General features: G+C 64.9%; 17 protein-coding genes and 1 riboswitch. Of the genes, 4 read left to right on the forward strand and 13 right to left on the reverse strand.

All coding sequences use genetic code 11. From position 1 onward, the window contains the following. Nucleotides 1-54: 54 nt before the first annotated feature. The 11 genes from BTHE68_RS01940 to BTHE68_RS01990 all read right to left on the reverse strand — a co-directional run bounded on the left by BTHE68_RS01940 (nt 55) and on the right by BTHE68_RS01990 (nt 12,381). The gene (locus BTHE68_RS01940) at nt 55-828 is read right to left on the reverse strand and encodes a lysophospholipid acyltransferase family protein (protein WP_162064906.1); all 774 of its coding nucleotides are present in this window, start codon (nt 826-828) and stop codon (nt 55-57) included. Between the two features lie 12 nt (nt 829-840). Beyond that, nucleotides 841-1,413, reverse strand: a complete 573-nt coding sequence (gene gmhB / locus BTHE68_RS01945; RefSeq protein WP_162064907.1) for a D-glycero-beta-D-manno-heptose 1,7-bisphosphate 7-phosphatase — start codon at nt 1,411-1,413, stop codon at nt 841-843. 9 nt (nt 1,414-1,422) lie between these two features. Beyond that, a complete protein-coding gene (gene glyS / locus BTHE68_RS01950; protein ID WP_162064908.1) occupies nt 1,423-3,522 on the reverse strand; it encodes a glycine--tRNA ligase subunit beta in 2,100 nt (699 codons plus the stop codon). A gap of 17 nt (nt 3,523-3,539) precedes the next feature. Next, entirely contained in the window at nt 3,540-4,559 is a 1,020-nt protein-coding gene (gene glyQ / locus BTHE68_RS01955; protein WP_162064909.1) for a glycine--tRNA ligase subunit alpha, read from the reverse strand. Between the two features lie 187 nt (nt 4,560-4,746). Beyond that, the gene (gene lnt / locus BTHE68_RS01960) at nt 4,747-6,411 is read right to left on the reverse strand and encodes an apolipoprotein N-acyltransferase (RefSeq protein ID WP_162064910.1); all 1,665 of its coding nucleotides are present in this window, start codon (nt 6,409-6,411) and stop codon (nt 4,747-4,749) included. Nucleotides 6,412-6,479: 68 nt separating this feature from the next. Then, entirely contained in the window at nt 6,480-7,385 is a 906-nt protein-coding gene (locus tag BTHE68_RS01965) for a CorC family transporter (RefSeq protein ID WP_162064911.1), read from the reverse strand. 202 nt (nt 7,386-7,587) lie between these two features. Beyond that, entirely contained in the window at nt 7,588-8,280 is a 693-nt protein-coding gene (locus tag BTHE68_RS01970; RefSeq protein ID WP_162064912.1) for a gamma-glutamylcyclotransferase, read from the reverse strand. Nucleotides 8,281-8,319: 39 nt separating this feature from the next. After that, nucleotides 8,320-8,790, reverse strand: coding sequence for an rRNA maturation RNase YbeY (ybeY, locus tag BTHE68_RS01975; RefSeq protein WP_162064913.1), 471 nt, complete (start codon nt 8,788-8,790; stop codon nt 8,320-8,322). Then, a complete protein-coding gene (locus BTHE68_RS01980) occupies nt 8,787-9,902 on the reverse strand; it encodes a PhoH family protein (RefSeq protein ID WP_162064914.1) in 1,116 nt (371 codons plus the stop codon). Before BTHE68_RS01980 ends, ybeY begins: the two co-directional genes overlap by 4 nt. 20 nt (nt 9,903-9,922) lie before the next feature. After that, on the reverse strand, nt 9,923-11,284 hold the full coding sequence (gene miaB, locus BTHE68_RS01985; RefSeq protein ID WP_162064915.1) for a tRNA (N6-isopentenyl adenosine(37)-C2)-methylthiotransferase MiaB: 1,362 nt from the start codon (nt 11,282-11,284) through the stop codon (nt 9,923-9,925). A 125-nt stretch (nt 11,285-11,409) separates the two neighbouring features. Then, nucleotides 11,410-12,381 carry a LysR family transcriptional regulator gene (locus BTHE68_RS01990; protein WP_197919673.1) on the reverse strand — a complete coding sequence of 324 codons (972 nt, stop codon included), beginning with the start codon at nt 12,379-12,381 and terminating at the stop codon, nt 11,410-11,412. A 117-nt stretch (nt 12,382-12,498) separates the two neighbouring features. Between BTHE68_RS01990 and BTHE68_RS01995 the strand changes: the two genes are divergently transcribed. From BTHE68_RS01995 to BTHE68_RS02005, 3 genes are read left to right on the forward strand one after another with little or no spacing between them, the layout of a single operon-like run. Beyond that, the gene (locus tag BTHE68_RS01995) at nt 12,499-12,882 is read left to right on the forward strand and encodes a VOC family protein (protein ID WP_162064917.1); all 384 of its coding nucleotides are present in this window, start codon (nt 12,499-12,501) and stop codon (nt 12,880-12,882) included. 12 nt (nt 12,883-12,894) lie between these two features. Continuing rightward, nucleotides 12,895-14,073, forward strand: a complete 1,179-nt coding sequence (locus BTHE68_RS02000) for an MFS transporter (protein ID WP_162064918.1) — start codon at nt 12,895-12,897, stop codon at nt 14,071-14,073. A gap of 37 nt (nt 14,074-14,110) precedes the next feature. Continuing rightward, nucleotides 14,111-14,797 carry an HAD family hydrolase gene (locus tag BTHE68_RS02005; protein WP_162064919.1) on the forward strand — a complete coding sequence of 229 codons (687 nt, stop codon included), beginning with the start codon at nt 14,111-14,113 and terminating at the stop codon, nt 14,795-14,797. A 12-nt stretch (nt 14,798-14,809) separates the two neighbouring features. Here the strand turns inward: BTHE68_RS02005 and ribB are convergent, their stop codons facing one another. Then, complete coding sequence (ribB, locus tag BTHE68_RS02010; protein WP_502710563.1) at nt 14,810-15,547, reverse strand: 3,4-dihydroxy-2-butanone-4-phosphate synthase; 738 nt, start codon at nt 15,545-15,547, stop codon at nt 14,810-14,812. Between the two features lie 151 nt (nt 15,548-15,698). Beyond that, nucleotides 15,699-15,861: riboswitch (FMN riboswitch) on the reverse strand. Nucleotides 15,862-15,975: 114 nt separating this feature from the next. After that, entirely contained in the window at nt 15,976-17,472 is a 1,497-nt protein-coding gene (gene glpK, locus BTHE68_RS02015; protein ID WP_162064920.1) for a glycerol kinase GlpK, read from the reverse strand. 193 nt (nt 17,473-17,665) lie between these two features. On the opposite strand from glpK, the gene BTHE68_RS02020 reads away from it, so the two are divergent. Further along, nucleotides 17,666-18,046, forward strand: a complete 381-nt coding sequence (locus BTHE68_RS02020) for a hypothetical protein (RefSeq protein WP_162064921.1) — start codon at nt 17,666-17,668, stop codon at nt 18,044-18,046. Nucleotides 18,047-18,103 lie beyond the last annotated feature (57 nt).

Below are 18,103 nucleotides of genomic sequence, written 5' to 3' on the forward strand. Positions count from 1 at the left end.
AATGACGAGAAGAACGAGTAAGGCACGCCGCGGCTCGATTCGAACGCCGCCGCTTCAGCGGCCCGCGCCCGCGGCGCCGGCTTCACCCGGCTGCGCGTTCGGCGCGGCGTAAGCGTGCGGATCGATGCGGCGCATTTCCGCCTCGATCCAGCTTTCGACGCGCGTGTTCACTTCCTCGGGCGTGAGGCCGGTCGTATCGATCGGCTGGCCGATCGACACCGTGACTATACCCGGATATTTGATGAAGGAATTGCGTGGCCACACGTGTCCCGCGTTGTGCGCGATCGGCACGACGGGCGCGCCGGTCGCGACCGCGAAGCGCGCGCCGCCGGTCTTGTACTTGCCCTGGCTGCCCACTTTCGTGCGCGTGCCTTCGGGAAACATGATGACCCACGCGCCTTCGTTCATGCGCGCGCGGCCTTGGCTCGTCACCGACGTGAACGCGTCGCGCCCCTGCTTGCGGTCGATGTGCACCATCTTGAGCAGCCCGAGCGCCCAGCCGAAGAACGGCACGTAGAGCAGCTCGCGCTTGAACACGTAGCACAGCGGACGCGGCATCAGCGCGGGAAAGGCGAGCGTTTCCCATGCGGACTGATGCTTCGACAGCAGCACGGCGGGACCATTGGGCAGGTTCTCCATGCCGTCGATCGTGTAGCGAATGCCGATCAGATGCCGCAGCACGACGATCGTCGACTTGCACCAGCCGGCGGCCATCCAGTAGCGCTTGTCGGCGCGCATGAACGGAAACGCGATGAAGCAGGCAATCGCGTACGGCACCGTGTACACGATGAAATAGAGCATCAACAGCAACGAACGGATGAAGCGCATGGAGTCTCGGCGTTACTGAGCGGCGGCGCGGTCTTGATGCCGCTTGAGGAAGTCGAGCGCGAAGGCGCGCAAGTCCTTGTGGACGACAGTGCCTTCGGGCAACTGACCTTCCTTCAAGGTCTTTTCGCCCTTGCCGGTGAGCACGAGATGCACGGGAAAGCCGAGCGTCGCGCCCGCCTGCAGATCGCGCAGCGAATCGCCGACGACCGGCGTGTCTTCCGGATCGATCTCGAAGCGGTCGATGATCTGCTGCAACATGCCCGGCCTCGGCTTTCTGCAATCGCACTGATCTTCGGCTGTGTGCGGGCAGAAGAACACCGCATCGATGCGCCCGCCGACCGCCGCGACCGCGCGATTCATCTTCTGATGCATCGCGTTCAGCGCGGCCATGTCGAACAGGCCGCGCCCGATGCCCGACTGATTCGAGGCGATCGCCACGCGATAACCCGCCTGATTCAGCCGCGCGATCGCTTCGAGACTGCCGGGAATGGCGACCCATTCGTCCGGCGACTTGATGAACGCATCGGAATCGACGTTGATCACGCCGTCGCGATCGAGGATGACCAGTTTTCGGTTCATGACCATGGCGGCGCGTCAGGCAGCGAGCTTGGAGATATCAGCGACACAGTTCATCTGCTGATGCAAGGCGTTGAGCAACGCGAGACGATTGTTGCGCAGCGCGGGGTCTTCCGCGTTCACCATCACGTCGTTGAAGAACGTGTCGACGCTTTCGCGCAACGCGGCGAGCGCGCTCAGCGCTTCCGTGTAGTTGCGGGCGGCGAGCTGGCTTTGCACGCGCGGCGTCACCTGCTCGATCTGCGCGTACAGATTCTTCTCCGCCGCCTCGACGAGCAGTTCCTTGTTCACCGACGCAGGCGCGCCCTGTTCCGACTTCTTGAGGATGTTCGAGATGCGCTTGTTGGCCGCCGCGAGCGCCGCGGCTTCCGGCAGCGCCGCGAACTCGCGCACGGCGTCGAGGCGCGCGACGATATCGTCCAGACGCGTCGGATTCAGGCTCAGCACCGCTTCGATATCGTTCGCTTCGAAGCCGCGTTCGCGCAACAGGCCGCGCAGGCGATCGAGGAAGAACGCGTAGATGGCTTCGGTCGAATCGGCGACTTGCGGCATGTTCGCGAACTGGCGTTGCGCCGTGCCGACGAGTTCACGCAGATCGATCGGCAGCTTCTTTTCCAGCAGGATGCGCAGCACGCCGAGCGCATGACGGCGCAGCGCGAACGGGTCTTTCTCGCCGGTCGGCGCGAGGCCGATGCCCCAGATGCCGACGATCGTCTCCAGCTTGTCCGCGAGCGCAACGGCGGCACCGACGCCAGTAGACGGCGTGTCATCGCCCGAGAAGCGCGGCTGATAGTGCTCCGAGCACGCGAGCGCGACTTCTTCCGGCTCGCCGTCGTGACGCGCGTAGTACGTGCCCATCGTGCCTTGCAGCTCGGGGAATTCGCCGACCATGTCGGTCAGCAGGTCCGCCTTCGCGAGGCGAGCGGCGCGGCGCGTCAGAGCGGCATCGACGCCGACCATCGGCGCTATTTCACCCGCGAGCGCTTCGAGACGCTCGACGCGCTGCAAGGCCGAACCGAGCTTGTTGTGATAGACGACGTTCGCGAGCAACGGCACGCGGTCTTCGAGACGCTTCTTCTTGTCCTGCGTGAAGAAGAACTTCGCGTCGGCGAGACGCGGGCGCACGACGCGCTGATTTCCTTCGACGATCTCGTCCGGCGTCTTCGTATCGATGTTCGACACGATCAGGAAGCGCGAGCGCAGCTTGCCGTGCTGGTCGGTGAGCGCGAAATACTTCTGGTTGGTCTGCATCGTGAGGATCAGACATTCCTGCGGCACCTGCAGGAATTCCTCGTCGAAGCGGCATTCGTAGACGACCGGCCATTCGACGAGCGCGTTCACTTCATCGAGCAGCGCCTCGGGCATCACGACGCGGTCATCGCCCGCGAACGCCTGAAGCTGCGTACGGATCGATTCGCGGCGATCGTCGAAACTGGCGACGACATGGCCTTTGTGGCGCAATGTGCTGGCGTAGTCGTCGGCGTTCGCAATCGCGACGAAGCCTTCCGACATGAATCGATGGCCAACGGTCGTATCGCCCGAATCGACGCCGAGCGCGCTGACCGGCACGACGGTGCGGCCGTGCATCGCGATCAGGCGCTGCACCGGACGCACGAACTGCACGCTGGTGCCGTCCGGGCGCTGATAGGTCATGACCTTCGGGATCGGCAGCTTGCCGAGGGTTTCATCGAGCGCGGCTTGCAGGCCGTCGGCGAGGGTCGCGCCGGGCGCGGCGTAGCGCAGGAAGAACGCTTCGGCCTTGCCGTCCTGCGCGCGTTCGAGTTCGGCGAGCGGGAAATCCGGGAAGCCGAGCGCCGCGAGCTTCTTCGCGAGCGGCGGCGTGGGGTTGCCTTCCTTGTCGAGCGCAACCGTCACCGGCAGCACTTTTTCGCGCACCTGCTTTTCCGGCGCGACATCGCGCACGTTCTTCACGAGCACGGCGAGGCGGCGGGGCGTCGCGTACTTTTCGAACGACGGCGCGCCGTCGATCAGATCGCGCGCGGCGAGCCGCTCCACGATACCTTCGGCAAAAGCGGTGCCGAGACGCGCGAGCGCCTTCGGCGGCAGTTCTTCTGTGAGCAGCTCGACGAGCAGGGAAGCGTGGTTGGATTGCGTCATTGTTCTGTCGAGCCTCGTCAAACCTGTTCGTTGTTGCCCGTGGGCGAGCTTTCCACTCTCAGCGGCGGCGCCCATGCGGGACGCTGTGCCTCCTGCTCGTCGGTGACGAGGTCGCGATCGCCTCTGACCGGATTGCCGAGCATCGGGAAGCCGAGCGCTTCGCGCGAATCGTAGTAAGCCTGCGCGACGAGGCGCGACAACGCACGGATGCGGCCGATATACGCCGCGCGCTCCGTCACGGAGATGGCGCCGCGCGCGTCGAGCAGATTGAACGTGTGGCCGGCCTTCAGCACGAGTTCGTATGCGGGCAGCGCGAGCTTCGCATCGATCATCTTCTTCGCTTCTTCTTCGTAGCTCTTGAAGAACGTGAAGAGCAGATCGACGTTCGCGTGCTCGAAGTTGTACGTGGACTGTTCGACCTCGTTCTGGTGATACACGTCGCCGTAAGTCAGTTGACGCAGCACGCGGCCGTTCGGGCCGTCTTCTTCCCACTCGGTCCAGATGAGGTCGTACACGTTTTCGACTTTCTGCAGATACATCGCGAGACGTTCGAGACCGTAGGTGATTTCGCCGAGCACCGGCTTGCAATCGAGGCCGCCCGCCTGCTGGAAGTACGTGAACTGCGTCACTTCCATGCCGTTCAGCCACACTTCCCAGCCGAGTCCCCACGCGCCGAGCGTCGGGTTTTCCCAGTCGTCCTCGACGAAGCGCACGTCGTTCTGCTTCAGATCGAAGCCGAGCGCTTCGAGCGAGCCGAGATACAGATCGAGGATGTTTTCCGGAGCGGGCTTCAGGACCACCTGATACTGATAGTAGTGCTGCAGACGGTTCGGATTCTCGCCGTAACGGCCGTCCTTCGGGCGGCGCGACGGTTGAACGTAGGCCGCGCGCCACGGCTCGGGGCCGATCGCGCGCAGGAACGTGTGGACGTGCGAGGTGCCCGCGCCGACTTCCATGTCGATCGGCTGGAGGAGCGCGCAGCCCTTGTCGTTCCAGTAGGACTGCAGCGTCAGAATGATTTGCTGGAAAGTGAGCATGATTGCCTTTGATGCGGGGCGGACACGGCGCGGCCAGCGTCGTGACGACGCGACCCGGAGGCTCGGCCGATGTGCCGAAACGTTGAATTTTAGCCGAACGCAGAAGCGGGCGCGCCTTTTTGGGAAACGGCGCGCCCGGGCGGGGTGAATGCGCGAGCCGCGTTGCGGCTTTCGCTTCAGTCGATGTTCAGTTCGTGCCCGGGCGTTTGCGGTTCGGCGCGAACGCGAATCCGAACGCCAGCAACAGCAGCGATACCGCGATCACCGTCATGTTCCCGCTCGTCACGTACGGCGTGCTGCCCGACGTGCCTTGCACGCGCGCTTCGAGCACGCCTGTAGTAAAGGTCGGCAGCTTCGACACGACATCGCCGTTGGCCGCAATCACCGCCGTCATGCCGGTGTTGGTGGCACGCAGCATCGGCCGGCCGGTTTCGATCGATCGCATGCGCGCGATCTGCAAGTGCTGATCGAGCGCGATGGTATTGCCGAACCACGCGAGATTGGTCGAGTTGACGAGAATGCCCGCGGGCGTTTCCTGCTCGCGGATCGTGTGCGCGATCTCTTCGCCGAAGATGTCCTCGTAGCAGATATCCACGGCGACCGGCTGGTTGTGCACGAGAAACGCCTTCTGCGCAATCGGTCCGCGCGCGAGATCGCCGAGCGGAATACCCATCAGGCGCACGAACCAGTGAAAGCCGAGCGGCACGAATTCGCCGAAGGGCACGAGATGATGCTTGTCGTAGCGATACACGCCGTTCACGTGCGGCGTGACGCCGAAGAGACTGTTGGTGAAATCGGTCGCGCGGCCATCGGGGAGAATCGTCACGCCGATCGCGCCGAACAGAATCGACGAGTTCGTGCTGTCCGCGAAGTTGCGGATCGCGACGGCGAAGTCCTGCGGAATCTGCACGGACAAAACGGGCAGTGCGGTTTCGGGCGTGACGATCAGATCGGCGGGCTTCTCGGTGATGAGCCGCTTGTAGAGCGCGAGCGATTCATCGACGCCGGCCTGCTCGAACTTCATCTCCTGCTTCACGTTGCCTTGCAGGAGGCGCACGTCGAGCGGCGCGTTGGCGGGCGTCGTCCATTCGATGCGCGATAACAGCATGCCCGCGATGATCAGCGCGATGGCCGTGATGCCCGGCGCGAACGCGAGCCGCCGCGTCTTGCGGAAGTAGGCGGCCTGCACGATCAGCGCGGCGACGAGCGCGAGCACCCAGCCGACGCCATACACGCCGGCGATCGCACCGAAGCCCTTCAGCGGTCCGTCGACTTGCGCGTAGCCGCTCGCGAGCCACGGAAAGCCGGTGAACACGAGGCCGCGCAGCCATTCGCCGAGCGCCCACGCGCTCGCGAACGCAAACGCGCCGTGCCAGGTCGGCGCATAGCGTGGCGACGCGTCGATGTCGCGTGCGGTCGCGGTGTCTTCATCGCCGAAGCGCGCGCGTCCCGCGACGAACGACCAGACCACGCTCGACAACGCCGGATAGATTGCGAGATACAGCGAGAACAGCGCGACGGCGGCAGCGGCGAGCGGCGCGGCCATGCCGCCATAGACGTGCATGCTCACGTAGAGCCACCACACGCCCGTGACGAAGTTGCCGAAGCCGAACGCCCAGCCGGTCGCGGCGGCGCTCTTCCAGCCGCTGGTGCGCGAGAGCCACGCGAAGAACGACGCGAAGACGACGAGTTCGATCCAGCCGCCGTGCGGCGTCGGCGCGAAGGAGAGCGTGTTCACGGCGCCGAGCACGGCGGCGACGAGGTAATGCCAGAAGGGCAAGGCGCGCGGCGACTCGGAGATCACGGAAGCGTCGCGTTGACGGGAGAGGAAGCGAAACGATGAATCGGCCATTGAGCTGAAGCGGAGAGCGAGCGAACGGAGGAGGACGGGCGCGGATACGTCCGGCGCCCGCGGCGCGTTTAGTCGCGCAATTCGTCTTCGTCGTCGCCTGCGTGATGATGTTGCTGCGCGAGATTCGGCACGCGCCGCACGAGAAGAACGTGAATCTGGCGGGCGTCGCCGCGCAGGATCTCGAACACGAAATCGTCGATACGCACCTTCTCGCCGCGATGCGGCACGCGCCCGAAGCGATGCGTGACGAGACCGCCGATGGTGTCGACTTCGTCGTCGGAGAAATCGGTGCCGAATTCCTCGTTGAACTGTTCGATGCCGGTCAGCGCGCGCACGCGATACTTGCCGTCCGGCGTCGCGATGATGTTGCCGGCTTCCTCGTCGAAGTCGTATTCGTCCTCGATATCGCCGACGATCTGCTCCAGCACGTCCTCGATCGTGATGAGGCCCGCCACGCCGCCGTATTCATCGACGACGATCGCGATGTGATTGCGGTTCACGCGAAAGTCGTGCAGCAGCACGTTCAGGCGTTTCGATTCCGGGATGAAGACGGCGGGGCGCAACATGCCGCGCACGTCGAATTCCTCTTCGGCGTAGTAGCGCAGCAGGTCTTTCGCGAGCAGCACGCCGATGATGTTGTCGCGATTGCCTTCGTACACGGGATAGCGCGAGTGTGCTTTTTCGAGCACGAAGGGCATGAATTCCGCAGGGGTTTCCGCGATGTTGACCGCGTCCATCTGGGCGCGCGGCACCATGATGTCGCGCGCGCAGAGATCGGACACCTGGAAGACGCCTTCGATCATCGAGAGCGAATCCGCGTCGAGCAGATTGCGCGCGTGCGCGTCCTGGAGGACTTCGAGAAGTTCGTCGCGCGATTCGGGCTCGTGCGAGATGAAATCGGTCAAGCGTTCGAGAAGCGAGCGCTTTTCCGGCGGTTTGTCGGAATGGCGTCGACTGGGATAGGGTTCGTTCATAGCGGAGCGCCCGGGAGTTCCCGGGCGCGGGTTAGCGGAAAGTTAAGCATACACCAAGGAAAAATGCGGGCTGCGTGGCGCGGCGCGCATGCCTTCAGCCATGCTAGCCGATAAATATGCGAGAAGTATGTCCAGCCATCGACCGTTGGCCGAACGGACAATGCACGGCAAGAAAGTCATACAGATACGAAAAGCACACCGGTCACTTATTGCCCTGCGCCTGGCATCGCCTCAACAGCGCTTCCAGCGCCCGATCCGGCATGCCGCTTTCGCGCAGCGCCTCGACCGTCCGGCTGACGTAATCGAGCGTCGTGCCATAGCGCCCGCTCGCGCAGCCGAGCACGGTGCGTACGATCGGATCGGCGAGCTTGCCGGTATAGGACGTGGCCTCGCGGCGCATCACGAACGCGAGCGCGTCGACGCGCCGTCCGTCGGCGAGCGTGCACGGCAGCCACGCGGGCCGATAGGACGCCATCGCCATTTCGCGCCGCCACAGCACCTGGAGATGCTCGGTCGCATCGGCGCCCGCGAGCCGGAACGCCATGCCGGTGCACGAGCCGCCGCGATCGAGCGCGAGCACGAGGCCCGGCTGCTCCGGCGTGCCGCGATTCACGCGCGACCACAGATACAGCCCGCGATGGTAGCCATGCACCTTGCCGCGCACGGCTTCGAGCGTCGGCAGTCCGGGGTTCCAGATGAGCGAGCCGTAACCGAACAGCCACAGATCCGACTTGCGATCCCAATGCACGAGCGCAGCTTCCCGCGACGCGGCCAGTTCCTCGTCCGTCAGAAGCGCGGATTCGCCGAGCGCGGGCGGATAGTCCGGGCAGGGCACGGGCGTGATGTCGGATCGAGGCGAGGCGGGTTGCGTGGATTCGGGCGTCTTGTCGTTCACGGGGCTTTCAACACATCGAGGACATCGGACGGCGTCAGGTCAAAGGCACGTCAAAGGAACATAAGGATCGGAAAATCCCAGAGACTGCATGATATCCGTCTCGATCGATTCCATCTCCTGCGCTTCGCTTTCGATCTCGTGGTCGTAGCCCTGCGCATGCAGCGTGCCGTGAACGATCAGATGCGCGTAGTGCGCGGCGAGCGGCTTGCCCTGTTCGGCCGCCTCGCGTTCGACGACCCGGCAGCACAGGATCAGATCGCCCGCGACGGGATCGTCCTCCGATTCCGCATAGGCAAAGGTCAGCACGTTGGTCGCGTAGTCCTTCTGCCGATACGTCCGGTTGAGCATCCGGCCTTCGTCCTCGTCGACGAAGCGCACGGTCAGCTCGGCGTCCGCGAAGAGCGACGCCTTGATCCAGCGCACGACCGTCGCGCGCGGCAGGATCGCCTTGTGCGACGGATACGCCTTCGCGGCAGGAAACTGCATCGTGAGCGTGAGACGGGGCTTCATTCCGGCTTCGGCGATTGCTGGGCGACGCGCGCGGCTTCCGCGATCGCGGCGTCTTTTTGCGACTGCGCGTCGTAAGCCTCGACGATGCGCGCGACGAGCGGATGCCGCACCACGTCCGCCGACGTGAAGTGCGTGATCGCGATGCCGCGCACTTCCGACAGCACGTGCTGCGCCTCGATCAGCCCGCTCTTGTGGCCGCGCGGCAAGTCGACCTGCGTCGTGTCGCCGGTGACGACCGCCTTCGAGCCGAAGCCGATGCGCGTGAGGAACATCTTCATCTGTTCGGGCGTGGTGTTCTGCGCCTCGTCGAGAATGATGAACGCGTGATTCAGCGTGCGGCCGCGCATGTACGCGAGCGGCGCGATTTCGATCATCTGGCGCTCGAACATCTTCGCGGTCTTGTCGAAGCCGAGCAGATCGTAGAGCGCGTCGTAGAGCGGGCGCAGATACGGATCGACTTTCTGCGCGAGATCGCCGGGCAAAAAGCCGAGCCGCTCGCCCGCTTCGACGGCCGGGCGCGTCAGCACGATGCGCTTCACCTGATCGCGTTCGAGCGCATCGACCGCGCACGCGACCGCGAGATAGGTCTTGCCCGTGCCCGCCGGTCCGATGCCGAAGGTGACATCGTGCGCGATGATCTGCTTCAGATAGTCGCGCTGCGCGGGCGTGCGTCCGCGCAGATCGGCGCGACGCGTGTAGAGCTTCGGCCCGTGATCTTCGTCTTCGCCGAGATCGATCGTCGCGCTCGGTTCATCGAACGGATGATCGGGGTCGCCACGAAAGCGCGGATCGGCTTCGCCTTCTTCGCCGTTGGCTTCGCGCGCGTCTCTCGCGCGGCGCGTCGCATGACGCGCTTCGACGAGCGCGAGCTGAATGTCGTCGACGGAAATCGGATCGCGCGCGCGGTTGTAGAAGTTTTCGAGCGCCGCGAGCGCGACCTTCGCGCCACGGCCACGAATCGAAATCTTGTGGCCGCGCCGCGAGAGCGTCACGTCGAGCGCCTGCTCGATCTGCCGCAGGTTCTCGTCGAGCGGGCCGCAGAGGTTGGCGAGCCGGGCGTTGTCTTCGCGCGGCGCCGTGAATTCAAGATGCTGCGTGGGAGCGTTCTTCAAAGTGAACTTGTGTTCCTGTCTTAGTGCGTCAGCTCGGGCGCCATCACCAGTTCGCCGCGCAGCGAATGCGGATACGCGTGCACGATCTTCACGTCGATCATCTGGCCGATCAGCCGCGCGTGCGATTCCACCGGCGCAGGGAAATTGACGACGCGGTTGTTCTGCGTGCGTCCGGCAAGCTCGTTCGGGTCCTTGCGCGCCGGGCGCTCGACCAGAATGCGCTCGACGCGGCCGACCATCGACGCGCTGATGCGCTGCACGTTTTCCTCGATCGTCGCCTGCAAATGTTGCAGACGTTTGAGCTTGACCTCGCGCGGCGTGTCGTCGTGCAGGTTCGCGGCCGGCGTGCCGGGACGCGGGCTGTAGATGAACGAGAAGCTCGTGTCGTAGCGCATCTCGTCGACGAGGGTCATCATCCGGTTGAAATCGTCTTCGGTTTCGCCGGGAAAGCCGACGATGAAGTCCGTCGACAAGGACAAATCAGGGCGAATCGCGCGCAGCTTGCGGATGACCGACTTGTATTCGAGCACGGTATAGCCGCGCTTCATCGCCATCAGGATGCGGTCCGAGCCGTGCTGCACCGGCAGATGCAGATGCGAGACGAGCTTCGGCACTTTCGCGTAGGTGTCGATGAGGCGCTGCGTGAATTCCTTCGGATGCGAAGTCGTATAGCGGATGCGCTCGATGCCCGGCACTTCCGCCACATATTCGATGAGCGTCGCGAAATCCGCGATCTCGCCCGAACCCGATGTCAGTGCGCCGCGATAAGCGTTCACGTTCTGGCCGAGCAGCGTGACTTCGCGCACGCCCTGATCGGCGAGGCCGGCGATTTCGGTGAGCACGTCGTCGAGCGGGCGCGAGACTTCGTCGCCGCGCGTGTAAGGCACGACGCAATAGCTGCAGTACTTCGAGCAGCCTTCCATGATCGACACGAACGCGCTCGGGCCGTCGACGCGCGCGGGCGGCAGGTGATCGAACTTCTCGATTTCCGGGAACGTGATGTCGACCTGCGCGCGGCCCGTGGCGCGGCGCTGGTCGATCATCGCGGGCAGGCGGTGCAGCGTCTGCGGACCGAATACGAGATCGACATACGGCGCGCGTGCGACGATCGACGCGCCTTCCTGACTCGCGACGCAACCGCCGACCCCGATCAGCAGATTCGGGTTCGCTTCCTTGAGTTCGCGCACGCGGCCGAGATCGGAGAACACTTTCTCCTGGGCCTTTTCGCGCACCGAGCAGGTGTTGAACAGAATGACGTCCGCGTCTTCGGGCGTGTCCGTCTTGACGAGTCCTTCCGCTGCGCCGAGTACGTCGACCATCTTGTCGGAGTCGTACTCGTTCATCTGGCAGCCAAAGGTCTTTACATAAACTTTCTTGGTCATGAGTCGTCGCCGGTCGCAGTGGTTAACCTGGGGGCGCTGGTCAAAAAGAGGTTGAAGGGCGAGCTGCTGTTTTGGGCGGACTTCTACAGTGATCTGACCGCTTTTTGCTTTAATTTAGCCGGATATTATAGCGCCGACGGCCATTCCTGACGCTGCCCGGCCCGGTCCGGCGGATAGGCGAGATCGCCGAGCAGTTCGGCGGTGGTGGTTTCGAAGCGCTCGACCAGAAAGTCGAGCAGCACGCGCACGCGCGGCGCCATGTAGCGGTTCGCATGAAAGAGCGCGTGGACCGCGGCTTCGTGCGTGCACCAGTCGGGCAGCACCATCTTCAAGGTGCCGGCGCGCACGTCAGCGGCGATATCCCAGATCGATTTATGCGCGATGCCGTGGCCCGCGAGCGCCCACGCGCGGGTGAGCGCGCCGTCGTTGGATTCCCATGAATCGGCGACGGGAATCGTAAACGTGTGACGTTCATCGCCGCGCACGAAATCCAGTTTGTTGAGCGGCCCGGATGACGTAACGTGCACGACGAAGTCGTGCGTCGTGAGATCTGCTGGCGTCCGTGGCACGCCCTTTCTCGCGAGATATTCCGGCGATGCGCACAGCACCCGCCGATTTGGCGCCAGCACGCGCGCGGCGAGTCCGCTATCGGGCGGCGCGCCGAAGCGAATTGCCAGATCGATTTCTTCCTGCATCAGATTCGACACCGAATCGGATAGCGTGAGCGCGAACTTCAACTCCGGATGCACCGTGACGAATTCGTCCAGCCAGCCGCGCAGCAGGTAGCGCCCGAAATCCGACGTCGCGGAAATCCGCACCTTGCCGCGCACGACGTTCTGGCCCGCCTGCAGCGCGGCTTCGGCGTCGTCGATCGCCTGGAGCGCGATGCGGCAGTGCTGCAAGTAAATGCGGCCCTCGTCCGTCACGCGCAACTGGCGCGTCGTGCGTTCGAAGAGCCGCGTGTGCAACGCCTTTTCCAGCTTGATGAGCCGCGCGCTCGCCGCCGCCGGCGACAGCCCGAGTTTGCGCCCGGCCGCCGACAGGCTGCCCGCCGCCGCCGCTTCGACAAAAAGGCGCATGTCGCCGAGACGATCCATCGTCATTTTCAATTCCGATTTGAGAATGATTCAAAGACTAGCCCAATTCTCAAATGGTCGCTGAACTCGCAGAATGCCGATACATCGCAATTTCAAGCGGTTCACGGAGTTCACGTCATGCAACTCGACCACGTCACGATCGTCGCGCCCGACTGCGAAGCGTTCATGCGCTTTTTCGTCGATATCGCCGGGATGCGGGTCGGGCCGCGGCCGCCCTTCGGCGTCGGCGGTTACTGGCTGTATCTCGGCGCGCGGCCGGCGGTGCATCTGATCGCATCGGGCGTGGCCGGATCGGCGTCGGCTGAGCGGCCGGGCGCGGCGCGCATCGATCATCTGGCGCTGCGCATCGACGACGAGGCGCAGTGGCGCGCGTTGCTCGAACGTCTCGACTGCCGTGGCTACGCGTACCAGCTCGCCGAAGTGCCGCTCGCCCGCGAGCGGCAACTCTTCGTGCGACTGAGCGCGGGTGTCGTCGTCGAATTCGTGACCGCTCAATCCTGATCTGGAGTCACCATGCCTCTTCCCCTTCTCGCGCTGGCGATCAGCGCCTTCGCAATCGGCACGACGGAGTTCGTCATCATGGGCTTGTTGCCCAACGTCGCGCATGATCTTTCCGTATCGATTCCGTCGGCGGGCCTGCTCGTCACCGGTTACGCGCTCGGCGTCGCGGTCGGCGCGCCGCTGCTCGCCGTGCTGACGAGCAAGCTGCCGCGCAAGCTCGCGCTGCAATTGCTGATGCTCGTGTTCATCGTCGGCAATGTGCTGTGCGCGGTCGCGCCGGGCTACGGCCTGTTGATGATCGCGCGCGTCGTCACGTCGTTCGCGCACGGCTCGTTCTTCGGCATCGGCGCGGTCGTGGCCGCGTCGCTCGTGCCGGCGGAAAAGCGCGCGAGCGCCATCGCGCTGATGTTCACCGGGCTCACGCTCGCGAACGTGCTGGGCGTGCCGTTCGGGACGTTCGTCGGCCAGGAACTGGGCTGGCGCGCGACGTTCTGGATCGTCGCCGGTCTCGGCGTGCTCTCCGCGCTCGGCGTGACGGCGCTCGTGCCGAACCGTCACGATGCCGCGCCGAGCGGTCTGGGCCGGGAAGTGCGCGTGCTGCGCGACCCGCACGTCTGGCTCGCGCTGACGATGACGGTGCTCGGTTTCGGCGGTGTGTTCGTCGTGTTCACGTACATCGCGCCGATTCTCGAACAGGTCGGCGGCTTCTCGCCGCGCGCCGTCACGCTGGTTCTGGTGCTGTTCGGCGTCGGCCTCACGATCGGCAATACGATCGGCGGCAGGCTCGCCGACCGCGCGCTGATGCCGTCGCTGATGGGCATTCTGTTCGCGCTCGCCATCGTCATGGCGGTGTTCGCGAAGACGAGCCACAGCCAGATCGGCGCGATCGTCACGATCTTCGTGTGGGGCATCGCGGCGTTCGCGACGGTGCCGCCGCTGCAGACGCGCGTCGTCGAGAAGGCGAAGGACGCGCCGAATCTGGCGTCGACGCTGAATATCGGCGCTTTCAACATGGGGAACGCGGGCGGCGCGTGGCTCGGCGGCGCGGTGCTGACGCACGGTTACGGACTCGATACGCTGCCGTGGGCCGCCGCCGTGGTCGCGCTCGCAGCGCTCGCCGTAACGTGGTTCGCCGCACGGCTGGATGCACCGCGCGTTACATCGGAAGTAAACGCGGCCGATGCTTGCTGAACGCTTATCATGTTGGCTCAACGTAATTCGAGCCAACATGATCGATCATCTCATCTGCGATTGCGACGGCGTACTCGTCGACAGCGAAGTCATCGCGGATCGCGTGATGCTGGACGTTCTTACCGAGACGTTTCCCGGCATCGACTTCAAGCCGGCCGTCAAGACGGCTTTCGGGCAGCAGACCTCGCGCTTTCTCGGCCATCTCGAAACGAAGTTCGGCATCGTGATGCCGCCGGATTTCGTCGATACGATCGAGGCGCGCGTCTCGGTGGAACTCGCGCGCTCGGTCGGACCGATCGCAGGAGTGCGCGCCGCGCTGGAGGGCTGCGGCCTGCCGGTCGCGGTGGTGTCGAACAGCCGGATGGAGCGCGTGCGCGCGTCGGTGCGGCGCGCGGGGCTGAATGAGATCGTCGGCGCGCGCGTGTTCAGCGCGCAGCAAGTGGAGCGGCCGAAGCCTTATCCGGATGTCTATCTCCTGGCGGCGCGCACGCTGGAAATCGATCCGGCGCGCTGCCTCGTCGTGGAAGACAGCGTCGCCGGACTGACGGCGGCGCGCGCGGCGGGCATGAAGACCATCGCGTTCGTCGGAGCGAGCCATATTCCGTCCGGTTACGCGCAAGTGCTGCGCGAAACCGGCATCACGCGAATCATGGAGCACATGGACGAACTGCCCGCGCTCGTCGCGGCGGCCAAGCGCGGGGAGTTCGGCGACCTGCTGTCCTGAAGCGCCTTTGGCTCAGGCTGCTTCCTCGGCCGTCTCGCGCGCCGCGGCAAGCGCCGCGCGAAATTCGACCAGCTCCGCGATGGTCAGCATCGGCAGACCGTGTTCTTTCGCGAAGCGCTCGACCTGCGCGCCGCGCGTCATGGTGCCGTCGGCGTTCATCAGTTCGCACAGCACGCCCGCAGGCTTGAGACCGGCCAGGATCGCCAGATCGACAGTGCCTTCCGTGTGGCCGCGCCGCGCGAGCACGCCGCCGGGCATCGCGCGCAGCGGGAACACGTGGCCCGGCCGCACGATATCGCCCGGTTTTGCCTGATCGGCGATGGCCGCGCGGATCGTCGTCACGCGATCGGCCGCCGACACGCCCGTGGTCACGCCTTCGCGCGCCTCGATCGACACGGTGAACGCGGTGCCGTAGCGGCTGCCGTTCGCGGCGGCCATCGGCGGAAGTTCGAGCGCGCGCACTTTTGCATCGGGCAGGCACAGGCAGACGATGCCGCTGCATTCGCGGATCAGGAGCGCCATCGTCGCGTCGGTGAGCTTCTCGGCGGCAACGATCAGATCCGCTTCGTTTTCGCGATCGTCATCGTCCTGCAGAACGACGGGGCGGCCCGCGCGCATGGCGTCGAGCGCTGCGGCGATGCGCGGCGGAACGTCGAAGGAAGCGAGCTGGGGGAGATCGGCAGAGGCGTCGTCAGCGATGACGGCGGGTGCGGCGAACGACAGGCTGTTGTGGGTTTGAGTCTGGGACATGTGAAACGCTCTCGCGGAACAATTGGGCGAAAAACGTTTCAGGGCATTGCAAACAGACAGAACGACACCCCGCGGCGACGCGCCGGCAAGGCGCGGCGTCGTCCGGTTCGGCGCGATGCGTGAATCGCCGGGGGAACGGACTTGACTATCTGCACATCTTCTTTCATCCGGACTATGACCGTCGGCTCTGGCATCTCACCAGATCTGCTGACCCCGCGCGTGATGCGGCGCGGGCGCTCGCGGGCTCGAGGTTCGGCCGCGAGGCCTCGCCACTTACCGCCGGTGGGGAATTGCACCCCGCCCTGAAGACGTACTGAATGCCGGCAAGCCGAACAGGCTCGACAGCTTTTTCAGGATACCGCACGTGCGAAATTTTTGCACTGCCGCATGGATCATCGTTCCGGAAAACGACATGCGCAGCGAGCACGTCAGCTGTCCGCCCACGCTTTCGTGGCATTGACCGCGCGCCGCCATCCAGCGAGAGACGAGGCGATCTCCTCTTCCGGCATCGAGGGTGCGAAGCGCCGTTCCAGTTGCCACTGCGCCTTGAGTTCGTCGACGTCCTTCCAGTAACCCACCGCGAGCCCCGCCAGATAGGCCGCGCCGAGCGCCGTGGTTTCCGCGATGCGCGGGCGCGCGACGCCGACACCGAGCAGATCGGCCTGAAACTGCATCAGCAGATCGTTTGCGCACGCGCCGCCGTCGACGCGCAATTCGCCGATACGCATGCCCGAGTCCGCTTCCATTGCCTTCAGCACGTCGAGCGACTGATACGCGATCGAATCGAGCGCCGCCCGCGCGATATGGCTGGCCGTCGTGCCGCGCGTCACGCCGAAGAGCGTGCCGCGTGCGCGCGCATTCCAGTGCGGGGCGCCCAGACCGGCGAACGCGGGCACGAGATAGACGCCATCGCTATGCGGCACGTTGCGCGCGAGCGCCTCGACTTCGCTCGCGTGGCGGATAAGGCCGAGCCCGTCGCGCAGCCATTGCACGACCGCGCCCGCGATGAAAATGCTGCCTTCGAGGGCATAGTCAACCCGGTCGCCGATTTGCCATGCGATCGTGGTGACGAGGTTGTTGCGCGACTCGATCGGCTTCTCGCCCGTGTTCATGACGAGAAAGCAGCCGGTGCCGTAGGTGTTCTTCACCATGCCCGACTCCGTGCACATCTGCCCGAAGAGCGCGGCGTGCTGATCGCCGGCAAGCGATGCGAGCGGGACGTCCGATGCGAACACCGTGCCCTGCGTTGGGCCGTAGACCTCGGACGATGTCCGCACTTCGGGCAGCATGCTGCGCGGAATGTCGAGCGCGTCGAGCAGTTCGTCGTCCCAGCGGCGCGCGTGGATGTCGAAGAGCATGGTGCGCGACGCGTTCGTGATATCGGTGATGTGCATGCCATGCCGCGTGAAATTCCACACGAGCCAGCTATCGACGGTGCCGAAGGCGAGCCGCCCTTGCTTCGCCTTGTCGCGCGCGCCCTCGACGTTATCGAGAATCCAGCGGATTTTCGTCGCGGAGAAATAGGCATCGATCGGCAGGCCGGTCTTGGCGCGCACCATCGATTCGAGACCGCGCGACTTGAGTTCGTCGCACAACGCGGCCGTGCGCCGGTCCTGCCAGACGATCGCGTTATAGATCGGCTTGCCGGTTTCGCGGTCCCACACGATGGTGGTTTCCCGCTGATTCGTGATGCCGATCGCCGCGATCGAAGAAGCGTTCGCGCCCGCGCGCGTGACGGCCTCAGCGGCGACGCCCGCCTGCGTCGACCAGATTTCCTGCGGATCGTGCTCGACCCAGCCCGCTTCGGGATAGATCTGCTGGAATTCCTTCTGCGCCACGGACACGATGTTGCCGTTTCTGTCGAACAGCATGGCGCGCGAACTGGTGGTGCCCTGATCGAGCGCGAGAACGTACTGATCCTTCATGGTCTCCTCCGGTTTGAGCGGTCCGTGTGCGAAATCTATCGGAGCGAGACCGCCCGGACAACCTGGCCGAACGGCATAGGTCGCGTGACATGCTCCGCTACGCGTGCAAAATGCCTATGCCATCCGGTCAGGTGGCGTCACGGTTCCGTTCGTCCGATACTGACGGAACACAATCGAGCGAACGGTGAGAGCGATGCGAATGCTGTTGATTTCAGGCGTGCTGGGAACGGCGATGCTGGCGGGCTGCGTGGGCACGCCGAGCCTCGGCGATTCGACGGGCGCGTCTTCGTTTGGTGCGCTGCAGGAGATGTGCGGAGCGTCGCCGGCCGATTACGGCGCGGACGCCCAATCCGTCTATTCGGCCTTCTTCGACGCCTACGTCGCCCAGCGCCGGGGCGGGCTGTCGAGAGAACGCTTCTGCGCGTTCCAGACGGCGATCGCCGAGCGGTATCGCGCCTATCGGGCGAATCCCGGCCCCGAAGCGCAGAGCGCATGGGCAAACTTCTTCCTGGATCAGCGCGCGCAGGCGCTCAGTTGGCGTGCAGCAGTCGACCCGACGCTGCGCGCCGGATGAAGCGATCTGTGATTTGAAACCAGAGGGATGAAACGGACGCGGTCCCCGACCGCGTCA

Origin of the sequence: Burkholderia sp. THE68, from assembly GCF_009938265.1 — a bacterium.
Taxonomy (GTDB): domain Bacteria; phylum Pseudomonadota; class Gammaproteobacteria; order Burkholderiales; family Burkholderiaceae; genus Caballeronia.

Excerpts from the sequence above, each read along its gene's own strand:
- BTHE68_RS01940 (WP_162064906.1), bottom strand. The coding sequence starts at position 828 with ATGCGCTTCATCCGTTCGTTGCTGTTGATGCTCTATTTCATCGTGTAC.
- gmhB (WP_162064907.1), bottom strand. The coding sequence starts at position 1,413 with ATGGTCATGAACCGAAAACTGGTCATCCTCGATCGCGACGGCGTGATC.
- glyS (WP_162064908.1), bottom strand. The coding sequence starts at position 3,522 with ATGACGCAATCCAACCACGCTTCCCTGCTCGTCGAGCTGCTCACAGAA.
- glyQ (WP_162064909.1), bottom strand. The coding sequence starts at position 4,559 with ATGCTCACTTTCCAGCAAATCATTCTGACGCTGCAGTCCTACTGGAAC.
- lnt (WP_162064910.1), bottom strand. The coding sequence starts at position 6,411 with ATGGCCGATTCATCGTTTCGCTTCCTCTCCCGTCAACGCGACGCTTCC.
- BTHE68_RS01965 (WP_162064911.1), bottom strand. The coding sequence starts at position 7,385 with ATGAACGAACCCTATCCCAGTCGACGCCATTCCGACAAACCGCCGGAA.
- ybeY (WP_162064913.1), bottom strand. The coding sequence starts at position 8,790 with ATGAAGCCCCGTCTCACGCTCACGATGCAGTTTCCTGCCGCGAAGGCG.
- miaB (WP_162064915.1), bottom strand. The coding sequence starts at position 11,284 with ATGACCAAGAAAGTTTATGTAAAGACCTTTGGCTGCCAGATGAACGAG.
- BTHE68_RS01990 (WP_197919673.1), bottom strand. The coding sequence starts at position 12,381 with ATGGATCGTCTCGGCGACATGCGCCTTTTTGTCGAAGCGGCGGCGGCG.
- BTHE68_RS01995 (WP_162064917.1), top strand. The coding sequence starts at position 12,499 with ATGCAACTCGACCACGTCACGATCGTCGCGCCCGACTGCGAAGCGTTC.
- BTHE68_RS02000 (WP_162064918.1), top strand. The coding sequence starts at position 12,895 with ATGCCTCTTCCCCTTCTCGCGCTGGCGATCAGCGCCTTCGCAATCGGC.
- BTHE68_RS02005 (WP_162064919.1), top strand. The coding sequence starts at position 14,111 with ATGATCGATCATCTCATCTGCGATTGCGACGGCGTACTCGTCGACAGC.
- ribB (WP_502710563.1), bottom strand. The coding sequence starts at position 15,547 with ATGTCCCAGACTCAAACCCACAACAGCCTGTCGTTCGCCGCACCCGCC.
- glpK (WP_162064920.1), bottom strand. The coding sequence starts at position 17,472 with ATGAAGGATCAGTACGTTCTCGCGCTCGATCAGGGCACCACCAGTTCG.
- BTHE68_RS02020 (WP_162064921.1), top strand. The coding sequence starts at position 17,666 with ATGCGAATGCTGTTGATTTCAGGCGTGCTGGGAACGGCGATGCTGGCG.